Annotated in this window: 17 protein-coding genes; 11 read left to right on the top strand and 6 right to left on the bottom strand. The window is 71.2% G+C overall.

Translation table 11 applies throughout. The features are described from left to right. Positions 1-120: 120 nt before the first annotated feature. From ACFWZ2_RS05155 to ACFWZ2_RS05125, 7 genes are all read left to right on the top strand, one after another. Positions 121-726, top strand: coding sequence for a hypothetical protein (locus tag ACFWZ2_RS05155; RefSeq protein ID WP_384541997.1), 606 nt, complete (start codon positions 121-123; stop codon positions 724-726). 105 nt (positions 727-831) lie between these two features. Next, positions 832-1,491 carry a class F sortase gene (locus ACFWZ2_RS05150; RefSeq protein ID WP_384541995.1) on the top strand — a complete coding sequence of 220 codons (660 nt, stop codon included), beginning with the start codon at positions 832-834 and terminating at the stop codon, positions 1,489-1,491. 51 nt (positions 1,492-1,542) lie between these two features. Continuing rightward, positions 1,543-2,283 carry a hypothetical protein gene (locus ACFWZ2_RS05145; RefSeq protein WP_384541992.1) on the top strand — a complete coding sequence of 247 codons (741 nt, stop codon included), beginning with the start codon at positions 1,543-1,545 and terminating at the stop codon, positions 2,281-2,283. Next, positions 2,280-3,575: an ATP-binding protein gene (locus ACFWZ2_RS05140; protein WP_384541990.1), complete on the top strand. Its 1,296-nt coding sequence runs from the start codon at positions 2,280-2,282 to the stop codon at positions 3,573-3,575. The genes ACFWZ2_RS05145 and ACFWZ2_RS05140 overlap by 4 nt, the downstream gene beginning before the upstream one ends. 208 nt (positions 3,576-3,783) lie before the next feature. Further along, complete coding sequence (locus ACFWZ2_RS05135) at positions 3,784-4,134, top strand: SH3 domain-containing protein (RefSeq protein ID WP_384541987.1); 351 nt, start codon at positions 3,784-3,786, stop codon at positions 4,132-4,134. A 78-nt stretch (positions 4,135-4,212) separates the two neighbouring features. Further along, the gene (locus ACFWZ2_RS05130) at positions 4,213-5,577 is read left to right on the top strand and encodes an FtsW/RodA/SpoVE family cell cycle protein (RefSeq protein ID WP_384541984.1); all 1,365 of its coding nucleotides are present in this window, start codon (positions 4,213-4,215) and stop codon (positions 5,575-5,577) included. Next, positions 5,574-7,049, top strand: a complete 1,476-nt coding sequence (locus ACFWZ2_RS05125) for a peptidoglycan D,D-transpeptidase FtsI family protein (protein WP_384541982.1) — start codon at positions 5,574-5,576, stop codon at positions 7,047-7,049. Before ACFWZ2_RS05130 ends, ACFWZ2_RS05125 begins: the two co-directional genes overlap by 4 nt. Here the strand turns inward: ACFWZ2_RS05125 and ACFWZ2_RS05120 are convergent. Beyond that, positions 7,044-8,192: a ferritin-like domain-containing protein gene (locus ACFWZ2_RS05120; protein WP_384541979.1), complete on the bottom strand. Its 1,149-nt coding sequence runs from the start codon at positions 8,190-8,192 to the stop codon at positions 7,044-7,046. The genes ACFWZ2_RS05125 and ACFWZ2_RS05120 overlap by 6 nt on opposite strands. A 128-nt stretch (positions 8,193-8,320) precedes the next feature. Here ACFWZ2_RS05120 and ACFWZ2_RS05115 point away from each other — a divergent pair, with 128 nt between their 5' ends. The 4 genes from ACFWZ2_RS05115 (at position 8,321) to ACFWZ2_RS05100 (ending at position 11,713) form a co-directional block, all read left to right on the top strand. Further along, on the top strand, positions 8,321-9,259 hold the full coding sequence (locus tag ACFWZ2_RS05115) for a diiron oxygenase (protein WP_384541977.1): 939 nt from the start codon (positions 8,321-8,323) through the stop codon (positions 9,257-9,259). A gap of 84 nt (positions 9,260-9,343) precedes the next feature. Further along, positions 9,344-10,069, top strand: a complete 726-nt coding sequence (locus ACFWZ2_RS05110) for a TetR/AcrR family transcriptional regulator (protein ID WP_384541974.1) — start codon at positions 9,344-9,346, stop codon at positions 10,067-10,069. Between the two features lie 22 nt (positions 10,070-10,091). Then, positions 10,092-10,364, top strand: coding sequence for a hypothetical protein (locus tag ACFWZ2_RS05105; protein ID WP_384541971.1), 273 nt, complete (start codon positions 10,092-10,094; stop codon positions 10,362-10,364). A gap of 191 nt (positions 10,365-10,555) precedes the next feature. Further along, positions 10,556-11,713, top strand: a complete 1,158-nt coding sequence (locus ACFWZ2_RS05100) for an NlpC/P60 family protein (protein WP_384541968.1) — start codon at positions 10,556-10,558, stop codon at positions 11,711-11,713. Here ACFWZ2_RS05100 and ACFWZ2_RS05095 read toward each other — a convergent pair. Genes ACFWZ2_RS05095 through ACFWZ2_RS05075 form a run of 5 tightly spaced genes read right to left on the bottom strand, consistent with a single transcriptional unit; the run spans position 11,683 to position 17,420 of the window. Beyond that, positions 11,683-12,921: a styrene monooxygenase/indole monooxygenase family protein gene (locus tag ACFWZ2_RS05095; RefSeq protein ID WP_384541966.1), complete on the bottom strand. Its 1,239-nt coding sequence runs from the start codon at positions 12,919-12,921 to the stop codon at positions 11,683-11,685. The two genes, ACFWZ2_RS05100 and ACFWZ2_RS05095, sit on opposite strands and share 31 nt — an antisense overlap. A 27-nt stretch (positions 12,922-12,948) precedes the next feature. Beyond that, positions 12,949-13,566, bottom strand: a complete 618-nt coding sequence (locus ACFWZ2_RS05090; RefSeq protein ID WP_384541963.1) for an ATP/GTP-binding protein — start codon at positions 13,564-13,566, stop codon at positions 12,949-12,951. Continuing rightward, entirely contained in the window at positions 13,547-13,975 is a 429-nt protein-coding gene (locus ACFWZ2_RS05085) for a DUF742 domain-containing protein (RefSeq protein ID WP_384541960.1), read from the bottom strand. The genes ACFWZ2_RS05090 and ACFWZ2_RS05085 overlap by 20 nt, the downstream gene beginning before the upstream one ends. Beyond that, positions 13,972-14,547, bottom strand: a complete 576-nt coding sequence (locus ACFWZ2_RS05080; protein ID WP_384541958.1) for a roadblock/LC7 domain-containing protein — start codon at positions 14,545-14,547, stop codon at positions 13,972-13,974. The genes ACFWZ2_RS05085 and ACFWZ2_RS05080 overlap by 4 nt, the downstream gene beginning before the upstream one ends. After that, complete coding sequence (locus ACFWZ2_RS05075) at positions 14,544-17,420, bottom strand: nitrate- and nitrite sensing domain-containing protein (RefSeq protein ID WP_384541956.1); 2,877 nt, start codon at positions 17,418-17,420, stop codon at positions 14,544-14,546. The genes ACFWZ2_RS05080 and ACFWZ2_RS05075 overlap by 4 nt, the downstream gene beginning before the upstream one ends. Between the last annotated feature and the right edge of the window lie 151 nt (positions 17,421-17,571).

Below are 17,571 nucleotides of genomic sequence, written 5' to 3'. Positions count from 1 at the left end.
GCACAGCTATGGCGCGCTGTTACATAGCCGACGAAGTGCCGCAATAGCGGACATCTAACTTCGTAGCTGTCCACCCGATCGCACCGGAGCGACCAGCCGACCGACCGTAAGGAACGCCCCGTGAGCACCCACCGCCGCCACACCCTCCTCCGTACCGCCGCCGTCTCCACCCTCGTCGGTGGCGCCCTGCTCATACCGGCAGCCGGTGCCTTCGCGGACACGCCGTCACCCGAACCGACGGCCTCGCAGAGCCAGCCCCCGGCACCGGACCGGACGCCGTCGCAGCAGCCGACGCAGCAGCCCAAGGCGGAGGTCTACGAGGTCACCCTCGGCAACGGCGCCAAGGCCAAGATCCAGAAGCGCGGCGGCTCGTACGTCGCGACGATCTCCCTCAAGGGGCAGCAGATCGCCACGCTCTCCGCGACCCACCCGACGGTGACGCAGGGCGGCGTGAAGTACGAGCTGTACCCCTCCAACGGGCACATCGGCATCACCTACCTGAACGGCAAGGACAAGAAGGACACCGGCAAGAAGGACCAGAAGGCCACCCCGCAGCCGCGCACGGGCGACAAGACCGTCACGCCCAAGGGCGGCGTCAAGGCCGGTGCGGAAGGCGTGCGCGGCGCAGGCGACCCGGCCTTCCTGGTGGCGGGCGGCGGCATGGCGGCGGCGGGGGCGGCGGGGCTCGGCTTCGCCATGCTGCGCCGGGGCCGTACGGACTCCTGACATCCCTGAGACCCCCCAGACCCCGCTCCTACCAACGCCGGAGGGGCTGAATCACCCCCTCCACAGGGGCCGACATTCAGCCCCTCCCCTCCCCCAGGAGTCCCCGTGAGCACGCCCACCGACTTCGAGCCCGCCGAGGCGCCCGCCGGGCCGCCCCGCCGCCACACCACCCGCATCGCCGCCTCCGCGGCCCTCATCGCGACCCTCGGCATCGGCCTGATCGCCTGCGGCCAGGGCGGCAAGGGCGACCCCGCGCCCGACGTGAAGGTCCACAACGCCGCCACCACACAGGCCAAGCAGGCCACGGCTCCGCTGAAGGCGTCGAAGCCGACCGGGCTGCGGATCCCCTCGGCGGGCGTCGACGCCACCTCGATGCTCGATCTGGGCGTGGGCGCGGACCAGGAACTCCAGGTGCCGCCGGTGGACAAGGCGGAGGAGCCCGGCTGGTGGACCGGCGGCGTCACGCCCGGCGAGAAGGGCGCCGCCGTGATCGTCGCGCACTACGACACCGCGAACGGCCCCGCGCTGATGAAGAACGTCGCGAAGGTCAAGGTCGGTGCCACCATCGAGGTGCCGCGCGCGGACGGCAGCACGGCGACGTTCAAGGTCCGCGAGATCCAGCAGGTCGACAAGAAGGACTTCCCCACCAATAAGGTGTACGGGGCGACCGACCGACCCGAATTGCGCCTGCTGACCTGCGGCGGGCCGATCGTGGGCGGTCACCGCTCGGACAACATCATTCTCTACGCCGACCTGGTGTCGTAACAACAGGCCTGGTGTCACGACAGGCCGCGCCCCGCGGCAGGCAGGAGTGCTGTGAAGCGCAGCAGGACCGCGGTCGCCGCGGCCCTCATCGTCGCCGCCGCGCTCCTCGCCGGCGGCTGCGGCGACCCGGGCGGGCTGCGTAGTGCCGGGGCGACTCCGACCGCCGAGGGCCCCGCACACCTGTGGCCCGACCTGCCGTCGCCGTCCGCGCCCGCCGAGGACTACGGCGCCATAGAGAGCGTGAAGGTCAAGGGCGTCAAGGTGCCGGACGGCGATCTGCACAAGGTGGATCCGGCCGACGTCGTCCGCGCGGACTTCACCGAGAACCCCGGGACGTACGAGCCCACCGACTCCGCGTACCGCAAGACCGTCGAGCGGCTCGCGGACTGCGCCCACGACAACTCCGGCGCGAAGGGCCGCTGCCCCGTCCTCAAGGCGTACTACCGCGATCTGACCGGCGACGGCAAGGACGACCTGATCGTCGGCGTCTCCACACCCGACGACAATCTCGACATCCGCGTCTACGCCGAGGAGGACGGGCAGCTGACGCAGATCATGGAGATGAGCGACGCGGTGCTCGGCGTGGAGCTGGCCGGGCGCGACCTGATCATCCGCGCCATCTCCAGCCTGCCGGGGTACGAGTACCACACCGTCTGGTCCTGGGACGCGCACCAGAAGACGATGCTGCCGACCCGCGACGAGATCGTGCGCTCGGCGAACGCGCCCCGCCCCAAGACGCCCCGCCCTTCGCCCTCCCGGAGCGCGTCCCCCACCGAGAGCGCCGGCCGATGAGCCGCCGGCAGCCGCGCGGGCCGCGGCTTCCCGCCTGGACGGCGACGCTCACCTGGAAGGCGGCCGTCTTCATCACCGTCATGTGCTGCGGACTCGCCGCCATGCTCGGCGCGCTCGTGCACGTCTCGGTGACCAACCAGACCGTCAGCCAGGCCCGCGAACGCGCCCTCAGCCGCCTCGAAGAGGTCACCGAGCGGTACGAGGCGGGCGACCGGCTCGGCCCCGGCGCGGGCGTCGACCCGGCGGGCCTGCCCCAGGGCCTGCGGGACCTCGCGGTGAGCGGGCAGCGCGGCACGATGGTCGCGGCCCACGAGTCCGGGCCGACGATGTGGGCCGCGGGGCCCGCCGACGGGGGCCGGGCCATCGCCGTCCGGGTCGACTACGCCCAGGGCGCCCGCACCATCGACGGCCTCGACCGGGCCATCCTCGGCTCCTCCGTCCTCGCGATCGGCGCGACGCTCCTGGTCGGCGCGTTCGCCGTGACGCGCGTGACGCGGCGCCTGCACCTGACGGCGCAGGTCGCCAGGAAGATCAGCGCTGGCGACCTCGACGCACGCGTCAACGACCCGCACTCGGGCCCGTCCGCCAAGGGGACGCCGCGCCACCAGGACGAGGTCGCCGCGGTGGCGGGCGCCCTGGACACGATGGCGTCCTCGCTGCAGGGCAAGCTCCTGAGCGAGCAGCGGTTCACCGCGGACGTGGCGCACGAGCTGCGCACCCCGCTGACCGGCCTGCACGCGGCGGCCGAGCTGCTGCCGCCGGGCCGCCCCACCGAACTGGTCAGGGACCGGGTGGCCGCGCTGCGCACGCTGACCGAGGACCTCCTGGAGATCTCCCGGCTCGACGCGAAGAGCGAGCGGGTGGACCTGGACGCCCATCGACTCGCTCCACTGGCGGAGCGGGTCGTACGTTCTTCCGGCGCCGGTACGGAACTCGTCGTCGTACGCGACGTGTGCGTGGAGACCGACCGGCGGCGGCTCGAGCGGGTGCTCGGCAATCTCGTCGCCAACGCGCTCAAGCACGGGCGCGATCCGGTGCTCGTGACCGTCGACGGGCCCGTCGTCACCGTGCGGGACCACGGGGACGGCTATCCGGACTACCTGGTGGAGCACGGGCCGCAGCGGTTCCGTACGGAGGGGACGACCAAGGGGCACGGGCTGGGGCTCACCATCGCGCTCGGCCAGGCGCGGGTGCTCGGCGCGCGGCTTGCGTTCACCAACGCGGAGGACGGCGGGGCCGTGGCCACGCTGACGTTGCCTTACGCGGAGCCTGCCGAGGACAGCGCCCCGTAAGGGGCGCGGGGAACTGCGCGCTCAGCGCGCGAAAAGCCGCAGTCGCGTCTGCGGAGTACCGAGCAGACGCGACTGCGGCTTTTTCGTGGTTGCTCGCGCAGTTCCCCGCGCCCCTGACGGGGCACATCTCGCCTTTGCGCGCGCAAGATGCCCCTCTTACGGTGAATTGCGGCTTAAGCGATGCCGCAACACTCCCCAAGGAGGCCCCATGTCCCTGCGGACCACCGCCACCCGGCTCGGCATACTCGGCGCCGGTGGCGCCCTCGCCGTGCTGACCGTCGCCGGCCCCGCCGTCGCCCTGGACGACGCCAACAACCCGCCGCCCGTCTACAAGGGCCGCGTCACGGCCAAGACCGGGCTCCTGCTCCGCGACGCCCCCACCCGCGGCAGCCAGGTCGTCCGCAGCGAGCCGTACGGCAAGGTCGTCACCATCTTCTGCAAGACGACCGGCGACCACATCGGCCACAACAACCTCTGGTACCTCCTCACGGACGGGACCTGGGCGTGGGGCGCCGCGCACTACATCGCCAACATCGGGCAGGCCCCGCGCTGGTGCTGAGCGCCCCGGGCTCCCCCTAAAGGTCGACATAGTCGACATAAACGGACTTTAGGGCCGGTTGCTTGCTACGTTCCCGGCATGACCGGAACAAAAGCGGGCTCCGCTCCCCCCGCGGTCCCCGCCGTCCGCGTCCCCAAGCGCCGTGGCACCGAACTCGCGCTGCTCGTCGTCGCCGTCCTGCTCTCCGTGTACGGCTACTGCGACGTCGGCCTCGCCAAGAACGGCACCGTTCCGCCCGGCGCCGCCGGTTACGGCGCCGGGCTCGGCGTGCTCGCGCTCGTCGCGCACCTCGTGGTCCGCTTCCGTGCCCCGTACGCCGATCCGCTGCTCCTGCCGATCGCGGTGCTCCTCAACGGCCTGGGCCTCGTGCTCATCTACCGGCTCGACCTGGAGACCCCGAACGACGAGGCCGCGCCCACCCAGTTGATCTGGTCGACCATCGGCGTCGGCCTGTTCATCGCCGTCGTGCTGTTCCTGCGCGACCACCGCGTGCTGCAGCGCTACGCCTATCTGTCCGTGGTCACCGCGCTGGTCCTGATGATCGTGCCGATCTTCTTCCCCGCCGTGAACGGCGCCCGGATCTGGATCAGGATCGGCGGATTCTCCATCCAGCCCGGCGAGTTCGCCAAGATCCTGCTCGCGATCTTCTTCGCCAGCTATCTCGCGGCCAACCGCAACGCGCTCGCCTACACCGGCCGCACCATCTGGCGCTTCCGGCGCCTCCAACTGCCCACCGGCCGCGTCCTCGGACCCATCGTCGCCATCTGGCTGCTCAGCGTCGGCGTACTCGTCCTCGAACGCGACCTCGGCACCTCGCTGCTGTTCTTCGGGCTCTTCGTGATCCTGCTGTACGTCGCCACGGGCCGCACCGGCTGGATCGCGGTCGGCCTGCTGCTCGCCGCGCTCGGCGCGTTCGCGGTCGGCTCGCTCGAACCGCATGTGCACAGCCGCGTGGAGGACTGGCTGCACCCCTTCGCCTCCATCGACGCGGGGCAGGGACCCAACCAACTCGCCCAGTCCCTCTTCGCGTTCGCGGCCGGCGGGATGCTCGGCACCGGGCTCGGCATGGGCCACTCCATCCTCATCGGCTTCGCCGCGAAGTCGGACTTCATCCTGGCGACGGCGGGCGAGGAGCTCGGCCTCACCGGGCTCTGCGCGATCTTCCTGCTCTACGCCCTGCTCGTGGAGCGCGGCTACCGGGCGGGCCTCGCCCTGCGCGACTCCTTCGGGCGGCTGCTCTCGATCGGGCTCGCGTCGATCGTCGCGCTCCAGGTGTTCGTGATCGCGGGCGGCGTGATGGGGCTGATCCCGCTGACCGGCATGGCGATGCCGTTCCTCGCGCAGGGCGGCTCGTCCGTCGTCACCAACTGGATCATCGTGGCGCTGCTCATCCGGGTCAGCGACTCGGCGCGCAGCCAGCCCGTCGGCGAGGAGGCCGCATGACCAAGTACATCCGGCACGCCGCCGCGTTCTGCGCGCTGCTCCTCATCGCCCTGCTGATCAATGCGACCCGCGTCCAGGTCGTCGAGTCGGAGTCCCTGGACGACAACCCCGCCAACCGCCGCAACGCCATCGTCCGCTTCGACCAGCCGCGCGGCGACATCCTCGTCGACGGCCGCGCGGTCACCGGTTCCAAGGACACCGGGGAGCAGCTCCGTTATGAACGTACGTACAAGAACGGGCCGTTGTACGCCCCGGTGACCGGCTTCGCCTCGCAGGTGTACGGCACGACCTTCCTGGAGAACGCCGAGGACGACATCCTCTCCGGCACCGACCCGATGCTCGCCCCGCTCCCCCTGTGGAACGACATCACGCGCGCACAGAACCCCGGCGGCAATGTCGTCACCACCATCAAGGCGGCCGTTCAGCAGGCCGCGTACACGGGGCTCGGCGGCAAGAAGGGCGCGGTCGCCGCGATCGAGCCGTCCACCGGGAAGATCCTCGCGCTGGTGAGCACCCCTTCGTACGATCCCGAACGGCTCTCCGGCACCAGCCAGTCGGTGGCGGACGCCTGGGCGGAGCTGAACGAGAGCTCCAGCAAGCCGATGCTGAACCGGGCGATCCGCCAGACCTATCCGCCGGGGTCGACGTTCAAGGTGGTGACGGCCGCCGCGGCGCTCGACGCGGGCGTGGTGACGGACCTGGACGCGGCGACCAAGTCCCCGAACCCGTACACGCTCCCCGGCACCAGCACCCAGCTGACGAACGAGGTCGACGGCTGCACGAACGCTTCGCTGCGCTATGCCTTCGCGTGGTCGTGCAACACGGTCTTCGCCAAGCTCGGCGTCGACACGGGGCTGAGCGACATGGTGGGCACGGCACGGAACTTCGGGTTCAACGACAGCGGCCTGCGGATCCCCTCGTCCGTAGCGGCCAGCAACTTCGACACCTCGATGGACAAGGCGCAGCTCGCCCTCTCCGCCATCGGCCAGTACGACACCCGGGCCACGCCGCTGCAGATGGCGATGGTCTCGGCGGCCGTCGCGAACGGCGGCTCGGTCAAGTCGCCCTATCTGGTGGACCGTACGACCACGGAGAACGGCGACGTCGTCGACACCACCGGGTCCAAGTCCCTGCACCAGGCGATGAATCCGGGCACGGCGATGCAGCTGCGCGAGATGATGACCGACGTCGTCGAGGAGGGGACGGGGACGAACGCGGCGATCCCCGGGGCGACGGTGGGCGGCAAGACGGGCACCGCCCAGCACGGCATCGACAACTCCGGCACGCCGTACGCCTGGTTCGTCTCCTGGGCGCAGGCCGCGGACGCCGGGGAGCCCGCGGTGGCGGTCGCGGTGGTCGTCGAGGACGCGGCGGCGGACCGCGGGGACATCAGCGGGGGCGGCAGCGCGGCGCCGATCGCGAAGGCCGTGATGGAGGCGGCGCTAAGCGCTCCGCTGGAAGCGCGGTCATGAACCTGCGGGTTCGTTGTGGCTGGTCGCGCAGTTCCCCGCGCCCCTTTCGGGGCGCCATATCGCGTCCGACACCTCCGCCACGCGCGCTTGTTCCTCCGCCGCGAAGCGCTCGGCGTCCAGCTTCTCGGCGATCTCCTCGTCCTGGGCCATGAGCTGGTCGAGGTTGGCGTTGCCCATCTCGAAGACGCCCATGTCGACGTACGCCTGCTGCAGGCGCTTGCCCCACAGGCCGATGTCCTTGACGCACGGCACGATGCGGGAGAAGAGCAACTTCCGGAAGAGGGCGAGGAATTCGGACTGCTCGCTGTACTCGTCGGCCTGCGCCCTGGGGATGCCGAAGTTCTCCAGGACCTCCACGCCGCGCAGCCGGTCGCGCATCAAGTAGCAGCCCTCGATGACGAATTCCTCGCGCTCGCGCAGCTCCGCGTCCGTGAGCTGCTGGTAGTAGTCGCGAAGCGCCATCCGCCCGAACGCCACGTGCCGGGCCTCGTCCTGCATGACGTACGCGAGGATCTGCTTGGGCAGCGGCTTGTCCGTGGTGTCGCGGATCATGCCGAAGGCGGCGAGCGCGAGCCCCTCGATGAGGACCTGCATGCCGAGGTAGGGCATGTCCCAGCGGGAGTCGCGCAGGGTGTCGCCGAGCAGCGCCTGGAGGTTGTCGTTGACGGGGTACAGCATCCCGATCTTCTCGTGCAGGAAGCGGGCGTAGATCTCCGCGTGCCGCGCCTCGTCCATGGTCTGGGTCGCGGAGTAGAACTTCGCGTCCAGGTCGGGGACGGACTCGACGATGCGGGCCGCGCACACCATCGCGCCCTGCTCGCCGTGCAGGAACTGGCTGAACTGCCAGGAGGTGTAGTGCTTGCGCAGCTCGCCCTTGTCCCTGTCGGTCATCTTCGCCCAGTGGGGCGTGCCGTAGAGCGTCATCGACTCGTCGGGGGTGCCGAGGGGGTCGTACGGATCGACCTCCAGGTCCCAGTCGATGCGCTTCATGCCGTCCCACTGCTTGTCCTTGCCCTTCTGGTAGAGGGCAAGAAGACGGTCGCGCCCTTCGTCGTACTCCCAGCTGAAGCGGGCCGAACTGGCCGACGGAACCTGCCAGTTGGGCTCACCGATGGGCTTGGTGTAGAGCTCATGCGTCGACATACGGGCAGGCTCACACGCTCCTAGATGCGGGGTCAACAAGTCGTGCGCGAGGGATTGACGACCTTACTGACAAGCAGTCTCATAAGTGGTGACCGCCGGTAACCCACAGCCGTATGCCAGGAGCAGTCATGACGACCGTGCCGGAAGACGTTTCGCTCGAGGGCCTGCGGGACGCGCTCGGCCTGCTCAAGGACCGGGAACAGGTCGCCGCACGGCTCCTGGAGTCCTCGGCCAAGCACTCCTTCGACCCCGACAAGGAACTCGACTGGGACGCACCGGTCGAGGACGGCAAGTGGTTCTGGCCGCCGGAGCTCGTCTCCCTCTACGACACCCCGATGTGGCGGCGGATGTCCGAGGAACAGCGGATGGACCTCGCCCGCCACGAGGCCGCCTCCCTCGCGTCCCTCGGCATCTGGTTCGAGATCATCCTCATGCAGCTCCTCGTGCGGCACATCTACGACAAGTCGCTGACCAGCCATCACGTGCGGTACGCGCTGACCGAGATCGCCGACGAGTGCCGGCACTCGATGATGTTCGCGCGGATGATCCAGAAGGGCGGCGCCCCGACCTACCCCGTCACGCGCTTCAACCACAACCTCGCCCGCGTCCTCAAGACCGTCTCCACCACGCCCGGGTCCTTCGCCTGCACGCTGCTCGGCGAGGAGATCCTCGACTGGATGCAGCGGCTCGTCTTCCCCGACGAGCGCGTCCAGACCCTCGTCCGGGGCGTGACCCGCATCCACGTGGTCGAGGAAGCCCGTCATGTCCGGTACGCCCGCGAGGAGTTGCGGCGCCAGATGGTGACGGCGCCTGCCTGGGAGCGGGCGCTGACGCGGGTCAGTTGCGGTGAGGCGGCGCGGGTCTTCTCCATCGCCTTCGTGAACCCCGAGGTGTATACGAATGTCGGGCTCGACCGCCGGGAGGCGGTGGCCCAGGTGAAGGCGAGCGGGCACCGCAGGGAGGTCATGCAGACGGGCGCCAAGCGCTTGACTGACTTCTTGGACGACATCGGCGTGATGCGGGGTGTCGGCCGACGGCTTTGGCGGTCTTCGGGGTTGTTGGCCTGATTTCTTTCACTGCGGGCCGTGTGCGGCTGGTCGCGCAGTTCCCCGCGCCCCTGACGGGGCGCACCCCGAGTTACGCTTCGTGGCATGTCCTCGCCTGCCGCCACCCGTGCCTACCGCCGCCTGAGCGTCGAAGCGCGGCGGCGGCAGCTCCTGGAGTCCGCGTTGACGCTCTTCGCGCACCGCGCGCCCGAGGAGGTCAATCTCGACGACGTCGCCGAGGCGGCCGGGGTCTCGCGGCCGCTGGTCTACCGCTATTTTCCCGGCGGCAAACAGCAGTTGTACGAGGCCGCGCTGCGGTCCGCCGCCGACGAGCTGGAGCAGTGCTTCGCGGAGCCCCCCGAGGGACCCCTCACCCAGCGGCTCTCGCACGCCCTCGACCGGTATCTGGCCTTCGTCGACCAGCACGACACGGGGTTCAGCGCGCTCCTCCAGGGCGGCAGCGTCGTGGAGACCTCGCGGACGACCGCCATCGTGGACGGCGTGCGCAGGGCCGCCGCCGAGCACATCCTCGCCCACCTGGACGTGCCCGAGCCCGGGCCCCGGCTGCGGATGACCGTCCGGATGTGGATCACGGCGGTCGAGGCGGCCTCGCTGATCTGGCTCGACGAGGACAAGCAGCCGCCGCTGGACGAGCTGCGGGACATGCTGGTCGAGCAGTTCATGGCGGTGCTCGTGGCGACGGCGGGCCGCGATCCGCAGACGGCGGACGTCGTGCGGTGGGCGCTGGGCCTGGAGACCCGGGAAGGCCCCGTGGGCGACCTCGCACGGCGCGTGCTCCCCGTGGTCAGCGACGCGGCGCACCTGCTGTGACCCCCGGTGTGACACTGGTGCCGTGAAGAGCGAAGACACCCCCTTTGTCGGCGGCCCCCTGGACGGCCGCGTGCTGCCCGTCCTGCTCGGCCCGACCGGGCACCCGCCGAAGGTGTACCGCGTCCCCGTCCCCGACGACGCGGGCGGCCCGCCCACCGTCCTCGTGTACCGCCGGGTGGCGGCCGAAACCGGCAAACGCCTCGCCCTGACCCCGAAGTGGCACTACGAGTACGACGCCGACGGCGACAAGGACGGCGGCTTGAAGTGGCCGTGGTCCAAGCCGAACAAGAGCTGAGGGCCCCGTAAGGGGCGCGGGGAACTGCGCGACAAGCCACGACGCACCCGCAGGCAAGCACGCCACGCCGCGCCGCCCTGGACGAGTGACCTCATTGCGCCACCCGCCCACCGCCCGGAGGCGGACCCCGACACCCGGCCCGATGCTCACGGTGCGCGCCGGACGTCCCGGCCCGCACCGGAGGTGACGAGGTGTCAAGAACGCTGCTGCGATGGATCTGCACGGGAGCCACGCTCGGGTCCCTGCTCGCCGCCACCACCCCGGCGGGAGCCGACCCCGCTCCGGGCCCAGGGGCCCGCCCCGTCGCCGACCTCCTCAGCGACCTCCAACGCCTCTACCAGTCCGCCGAAGAGGCATCGGAGACGTACAACGCGACCGAGGAGAAGCTGAAGGCGCAGCGCGCGAAGGCCGCGGACCTCCAGAAGAAGCTGGCCAGGGCGCGCGCCTCGGTCCGCGACAGCAGGGGCGACGCGGGGCGGATGGCCCGGCAGCAGTACCAGGGCGCCACCGACATCTCCCCCTACGTACGCCTGCTGCTCGCCCGCGACCCGCAGCGCGCCCTCGACCAGGGTCATGTGATCGGGCGCGTGGCCGCGGGCCGGGCCGCCACCGTGCGGCGGCTCGTCGGCGGCGAGAAGAAGGCGGACGAGCTCGCGGGCGCGGCGAAGAAGGCGCTCGACGCCCAAGTGGCGCTCGCCGGGCGGCAGAAGAAGCAGCGGGACGAGGTGCGCGGGCAGCTCAAGGAGGTCGAGGAGCTGCTCGCCGCGCTCACCACGGATCAGCTGGCCGCGCTGCGGGCGGCGGAGGACTCGGGGACGGCCGACGCCCAGCGGAAGTTCCTGGAGTCCGGCGCGCTGAGCGGCGGCCAGGCCGCACGGGTGCCGTCACGGCAGGGCGACGGCGCGCTCGACTTCGCCGTACGCCAGATCGGGCGCCCCTACGAGTGGGGGGCCGAGGGCCCGGACACGTACGACTGCTCGGGCCTGACGCAGCGGGCCTGGGCGCAGGCGGGCCGGGAGATCCCGCGGACCAGCCAGGAGCAGTGGGCCGGGCTGCCCCGCATCCCGCTGTCCGAGCTGCGCCCCGGCGATCTCGTCGTCTACTTCCCGAAGGCGACGCATGTGGCGATGTACCTGGGCGACGGCATGGTCGTCCAGGCACCTCGTCCGGGGGCCCGGGTCAAGGTGTCCCCGATCGCGGCGAACCCGGTGCTCGGCGCGGTGCGGCCCGACCCCGAAGGCACGGCCATGCACGGGTACACCCCGCCGAAGCTGCCCGAGGGCGCCACCGACGGCAGCGACCTCGGGTTCGGCGGCGATCAGACGCCGGGGGCGAGCGACTCCAGGTAGGCGGCGGCCTTCTCCGGGTCGTAGAAGTAGTTCTCGAAGTCGGCGGGGTCGTTGAAGCCGTTCGCGAAACGATCCGCCACCGGCTGCAGCTGGCCCGCCGCGCCGAGGATGTTCAGGACGTGCTCGGGCGGGGCGCCCAGCATCGCGTTGGTCCACTTGGTGACCCACTGCGCGGTGTCCCAGTAGCGGTCGAACGCGGACTGCATCCACGTTTCGTCGAAGGGCCTGTCGCCGTGCTCGACGATCGAGGAGAGGTACGAGGCGGCGCACTTGGACGCCGAGTTGGAGCCCTGTCCGGTGATCGGGTCGTTCGCGACGACGACGTCGGCGACACCGAGGACCAGACCGCCGCCGGGCAGGCGGCCGATGGGCTTGCGCACGGTGGGGGCGTACCGCCCGGCCAGCGTGCCGCCCGCGTCGGTCAGTTCGACCTTCGTGGCGCGCGCGTACTCCCAGGGCAGGAACTTCTCCAGGAGTTCGAGGGTGAGCGCCAGGTGCTCGCTCGGGTCCTTGATGCCCTGGAAGGCATCGAGGGGGCCGCCGGGGACGCCCTCCCAGAAGAGGATGTCCGCACGGCCGGAGGTGGTGAGCGTCGGCATGACGAACAGCTCGCCGACGCCGGGCACGAGGTTGCAGCGGACCGCGTCGAACTCGGGGTGCTCGGGGCGCGGGCCGAGGCCGTGCACGTACGCGACGGACAGGGCGCGCTGCGGCTCGGCGAACGGCGAGCGGGCGGCGTCGCGCTCGAACATCGAGACCAGCTCGCCCTTGCCCGCGGAGACGAGCACCAGGTCGTAGGCGCGCGAGAAGTAGTCGAGGTCGGAGACCGCGGCGCCGTGGATGACCAGCTGGCCGCCGCGCTGCGCGAATGTCTCCATCCAGCCCGCCATCTTCACGCGCTGGTCGACGGACTGGGCGTACCCGTCGAGCTTGCCGACCCAGTCGATGACGCGGGCGCCGTCCGGGCCCGCGACCGAGACGCCGACGCCCTCGATCTTCGGGGCCTGCGACTCCCAGAAGTTGGCCTGGATGTCGCGCTCGTGCTGCAGCGCCGCGTGGAACATGCACTGCGTGGACATGACACGGCCGGACCGGATCTCGTCCGCCGTGCGGTTGGACATCAGGGTGACCTCGTACCCCTGCGCCTGGAGCCCGAGGGCGATCTGGAGCCCGGACTGACCGGCTCCCACGACAAGTATCTTCCGCATGGCGGGTCCTTCTCTTCCTCGGGGCTCTTACTCAGGGGTGGCGTCGAGCGCGTGGCCGACCAGGGAGAGCAGCGACTCGATCACCGAGATCCGCTGCCGCGCGTCCATGATCAGCACGGGTATGTGCGCCGGCACCGTCAGGGCCTCACGCACATCGGCGACCTCGAACTCCTCGCTGCCGTCGAAGTGGTTGACGGCCACGATGTACGGAAGCCCGCAGCTCTCGAAGTAGTCGAGCGCCGGGAAGCAGTCGGAAAGACGGCGGGTGTCGGCCAGCACGACGGCGCCGATCGCGCCGCGCACCAGGTCGTCCCACATGAACCAGAAGCGCTGCTGGCCCGGCGTGCCGAAGAGATAGAGCACCAGGTCGTCGTCGAGCGTGATGCGGCCGAAGTCCATGGCGACCGTGGTGGTCGTCTTCTCCGGGGTCCCGCTCAGGTCGTCGGTCTCGGCGCTGGCCTGGGTCATCAGCGCCTCCGTCTGGAGGGGCGTGATCTCGGAGACGGCGGTGACCAGCGTCGTCTTGCCGACGCCGAAGCCGCCGGCCACCACGATCTTCGTGGCGATCGGGGCGCGCGACCTGTCCGTCTGCCAGGCCTGCAACTGACCCTCGTCCTCGAGGAGTTCAGAGACGGCGGAGTCCACTCAGCACCCTTTCCAGCAGTGCGCGGTCGGGCTGTCCCGGGCCGTGGCCCGTTCCGTACACGCGGATCTTTCCCTGGTCGGCGAGGTCGCTCAGCAGGACGCGGACCACGCCGAGCGGCATCTTGAGGAGCGCGGCGATCTCCGCGACCGTACGCATCCGGCGGCAGATCTCGACGATCGCCCGCATCTCCGGCATGACACGGGTGGAGAGCGTGCCCTTGGGCAGTTCGAGGCGCTCCTCGGGCGCTTCGAGCGCGGCGTTGCTGGCCACGAACGTCTCAACGAGCAGGACGTGCCCGAACCTCGTCCGTCCGCCGGTCAGCGAGTAGGGCCGGACCCGAGCGGGTTTTCGGTCACCGCCGCGCTGCGGCAGCTTCGGCGTCGTACGGCTGCTGCTCCTGCTGCTCATCGGGCGCTCTCCATCGACTGGCGCAGTTCGCTGCGGAGTTCGGGGGTGAGGACGTGCCCGGCGCGGCCGACGAACAGCGCCATGTGGTACGCCACGACGCTCATGTCGCAGTCCGGTGTCGCGTGCACGCCGAGCAGCGAGCCGTCGCTGATCGACATGACGAAGAGGCTGCCCTCCTCCATCGCGACGACGGTCTGCTTGACCGCGCCGCCGTCCATCAGCTTGGCGGCGCCGATGGTGAGCGAACCGAGGCCCGACACGATGGTGGCCAGGTCGGCGCTCGACCCCTTGGGGCCCGACGGGCTGGTGGCGGGGCGGCGTTCGGCGTTGCGCCCGGGGTCGGAGGAGAGCAGCAGCAGCCCGTCGGAGGAGACCACGGCGACGGAGAGCAGCCCCGGTACCTCCTCGACGAGGTTGGTCAGCAGCCAGTGCAGATTGCGGGCTTCGCTGCTCAGTCCGTACACGGTCGGTGCGGCGTCCGCGGCGTCGCCGGTGGACGGGCCTGCCGCGGTGGTGACGCCGGTGGCTCCGGCTTCGGCGGAAGAACTGGGCGTGCGCATGGGCGCAGTCAACTGCTTGCCTCCTCGACTGATTCCCCCATTACGTCTGCGGCTTCTGCGTTCTTTTCGTTACGTTCCGACGGTATCGACCCGTCCGTCGGTTCTCCGGCGATTTCGGCCTCCACGTCGCGTCGGCCGCTCAGTGCGCCCTGGTGGAAACCGCCGAGGCGGCGCCGGAGCGCCTCCGCGTCCACGGACCCCCGCGGCTTGGGCGCGGCGACCGACGGCGTGGTGATCTTCGGCGTCCGCTTGGGCAGCCCCTTGTCGGTGACGCGCTCCCATTTGGGGGGCTCGGGGGCCTCCTGCTCGGGGGCCTCCTGCTCGGGGGCGGACTGCTCGGGCACAGCCGCCGGTTCCGGCTCAGGGGACGGAGGCGGCGGGACAAGCTCCATGGTCGTCTCCGACGCGGGAGCAGGCTTCGACTCAGGCTCCGGAGACCGCTTGGGCAGCGCCGACTCCACCGTCCGCTCCGCCGCAGCGATCAGCGGATCCTCCCCGGCGGCCACCAACCGCCCGGGCAGCACATTGGAGTTGGCCTCGGCCTCGGACCCGGGAAGATGCACCGGCGCATCCCCGCCCCGTGGCGGGACAAGAGCGGCAGAAGGCGCCCCCGCCAGCGAAGGCGCCGCCGCGAGGATCGACTTGGGCAGCACCACGACCGCCGCGATGCCGCCCTGCTTCTGCTCCCTGAGGCGCACCCGGGCGCCGTGCCGCGCGGCGAGCCTGGCGACCACGTAGAGGCCGAGTCCTAGTCCGTCCCCGTTCTCCTGGTCGTACGCGGCGTCCGGATCGAAGTCCGACAGGCGGGCGTTGAGTTCGCGCATCCGGTCCTGGGTGACGCCGATGCCCTCGTCCTGGACGGAGAGCATGACCTCGCCGCTCTCCAGGAGCCAGCCGGAGACCTCGACAGAGGCGTCCGGCGGCGAGAACGACGTCGCGTTCTCCAGGAGTTCGGCGGTGAGGTGGCTGATGTCGTCCGCCGCGAAGCCCGCGACGTGCGCGTGCGGCGGCAGAGTGGCGATGCGGACGCGTTCGTACCGCTCGATCTCGGAGACGGCGGCGCGCACCACGTCGACCAGCGGGACGGGGCCGGGGTGCTGGTGGCCGTGCTCGGCGCCCGCGAGGACCAGGAGGTTCTCGCTGTGCCTGCGCATGACCGTGGCGAAGTGGTCCAGCTTGAAGAGCGTGGCGAGCCGGTCGGGGTCCTGCTCGCGGTCCTCCAGGTTCTCGATGACGGCGAGCTGGCGCTCCACGAGGCCGAGGGTGCGCAGCGCCAGATTCACGTACGTGCCGTGGATGGACTGGCGTACGCGCTCCAAGTGCGCGGCGGCCTCGGCGAGTTCGGCCCGCAGGGCCTCGCGCTCGTCGGCCATGGACTCGCGTCGGCCGATGAGGTGCTTGCGGTCCGCCTCAAGGGTGGTGATGCGCTCGTGCAGGGCGGCCGCGTGGCCGTGCAGGGCGTTGACGGAGCGTACGACCTGGGCGAATTCGTCGTCGCGGCCGGTGAAGCGGATCGGCTCCTGCGGCGCGGGCTCGGTGGCCAGGCGGGCCGAGCCGAGGCGCAGGACGGCGAGCGGGCGGGTCAGCGAGCGGGCCGTCGCCATCGAGACGCCGACGGCGACGAGCAGACAGACGCCGACGAGCGCGACACGGATCTCCAGCTCCGTGACCTCGTCGTCGCGCAGCTGGGCGAGCTGCTTGGTGCGCTGGACGCCGAGGGCGGACTCGGCGCCGCGCATGGTCTCGATGCGGGCGGAGAGCGCGGCGTCGACCTTCTTTCGGTCGTAGCGCTGCTCGGCCGGGGAGAGCGTGGCCTCGTCGGTGAGGCGGGCCAGGTACTTCTCGGCGGTGCCGACCTCGGAGCCGGTGACGGTCGATTCGTAGGTGGCGCGGGCGGCGTCGCCCGCGGTGTCGCTGAAGTCGGCGAGGGCGGCCAGTTCGCGGACGTGGGCCTGCTGGGCGGCGGCGCTGAGCTCGTCGCGGCGCTTGTCGTCGGCCGGGGAGCCGCCCGTGGTGGTGGGCAGGCCGGTGACCGGGTCCACGGTGGACGTGGACGTGGAGCCCGGCACGTCGAGCGCGGCGAGCAGCAGGCCCCGGGTCGCGGCGGCCTGTTCGACGGCGTGGTCGAGGTCGGAGAGGGCGAGCGCGCCCTTGTCCGCCCCGGGCGGCAGCTGCTCGGCCAGGTCGCGGGTGAGGCCGTGGAGTTCGGCGATGACCTTGGTGTACGCCTCGTGCGCTTCGAGGGCGGTGCTCTTGCCGGTGAGCGCCTCCCTGCGGACGGCCGCGATGTCGGCGAGGTCGTCGCGCAGGCCCGCCGGGGCCTCGGCGTCGCGCAGTTCGTCGATCTGCCGGTCGACGCGGGCGCTGCGGCTCTCGGTGAGGCCCTTGCCCCGGGGTCGTCCTGAGGCGATGAAGGAGGTGACCTCGTCGCGCTCGTCGGCGAGCGAGTGGCCGAGGGAGACCGCCTGCTGGGTCTGTTCGGCGAGCGTCACCAGGCGCTGTGCGTCGTTCAGTTCGCCGGACGCGGCGACGATGGCGGGCGCGCCCGCTCCCGCGATGGCGGCGGCCACGACGGCGACGGCGACAATCAGCCGATTGCGCACGCGGGCGGTGGGCGCCTTGTTGACGGGCGGCGCGGGGAGGGGGGAACTCGCCACGGGCGACGGTTCGGGTGCGGCGGCGGACGGCGAAGAGGAGCCTGACGGAGTCGCGGAGGAGCCCTCAGAGGGAGCCGGTGCGGAGGCCGCGTGCGGGGCTGCCGAGGGGTCCGTGGCGGTGCGCTCCGGCACACGCTCGGTCGGTGTGGTCGCGCCCGGCGTGGCCCCTTGGGAGGCCGACTGCTTGCCTTTGCGCCCAGGCCGCATCTTCTGCACCGGTGCTCGCATTCTTGGTTTTTCGTCTGCCCTTGGCCCGGGTGACGATCTGTCAACACGAGCGCGCCCCCGGTACGGCTCCTGACCCTTCCAGTGCCGGTGAGTGGCAGTCGCGCATCGCCTGCCCGGCCACCCGAAGGAGTGAACATCGGCGGGGAGTTGG

The sequence above is a fragment of the Streptomyces sp. NPDC059002 genome, assembly GCF_042740435.1.
Lineage (GTDB): Bacteria > Actinomycetota > Actinomycetes > Streptomycetales > Streptomycetaceae > Streptomyces.
The sequence above is the reverse complement of the archived record's forward strand: the minus strand, read 5'-3'. Positions and strand labels throughout refer to the sequence as shown.

Bases quoted from the DNA above. Each gene is read 5' to 3' on its own strand.
- ACFWZ2_RS05075 (WP_384541956.1), bottom strand. From the start codon at position 17,420: ATGCGAGCACCGGTGCAGAAGATGCGGCCTGGGCGCAAAGGCAAGCAG.
- ACFWZ2_RS05110 (WP_384541974.1), top strand. From the start codon at position 9,344: ATGTCCTCGCCTGCCGCCACCCGTGCCTACCGCCGCCTGAGCGTCGAA.
- ACFWZ2_RS05135 (WP_384541987.1), top strand. From the start codon at position 3,784: ATGTCCCTGCGGACCACCGCCACCCGGCTCGGCATACTCGGCGCCGGT.
- ACFWZ2_RS05095 (WP_384541966.1), bottom strand. From the start codon at position 12,921: ATGCGGAAGATACTTGTCGTGGGAGCCGGTCAGTCCGGGCTCCAGATC.
- ACFWZ2_RS05130 (WP_384541984.1), top strand. From the start codon at position 4,213: ATGACCGGAACAAAAGCGGGCTCCGCTCCCCCCGCGGTCCCCGCCGTC.
- ACFWZ2_RS05115 (WP_384541977.1), top strand. From the start codon at position 8,321: ATGACGACCGTGCCGGAAGACGTTTCGCTCGAGGGCCTGCGGGACGCG.
- ACFWZ2_RS05085 (WP_384541960.1), bottom strand. From the start codon at position 13,975: ATGAGCAGCAGGAGCAGCAGCCGTACGACGCCGAAGCTGCCGCAGCGC.
- ACFWZ2_RS05125 (WP_384541982.1), top strand. From the start codon at position 5,574: ATGACCAAGTACATCCGGCACGCCGCCGCGTTCTGCGCGCTGCTCCTC.
- ACFWZ2_RS05120 (WP_384541979.1), bottom strand. From the start codon at position 8,192: ATGTCGACGCATGAGCTCTACACCAAGCCCATCGGTGAGCCCAACTGG.
- ACFWZ2_RS05140 (WP_384541990.1), top strand. From the start codon at position 2,280: ATGAGCCGCCGGCAGCCGCGCGGGCCGCGGCTTCCCGCCTGGACGGCG.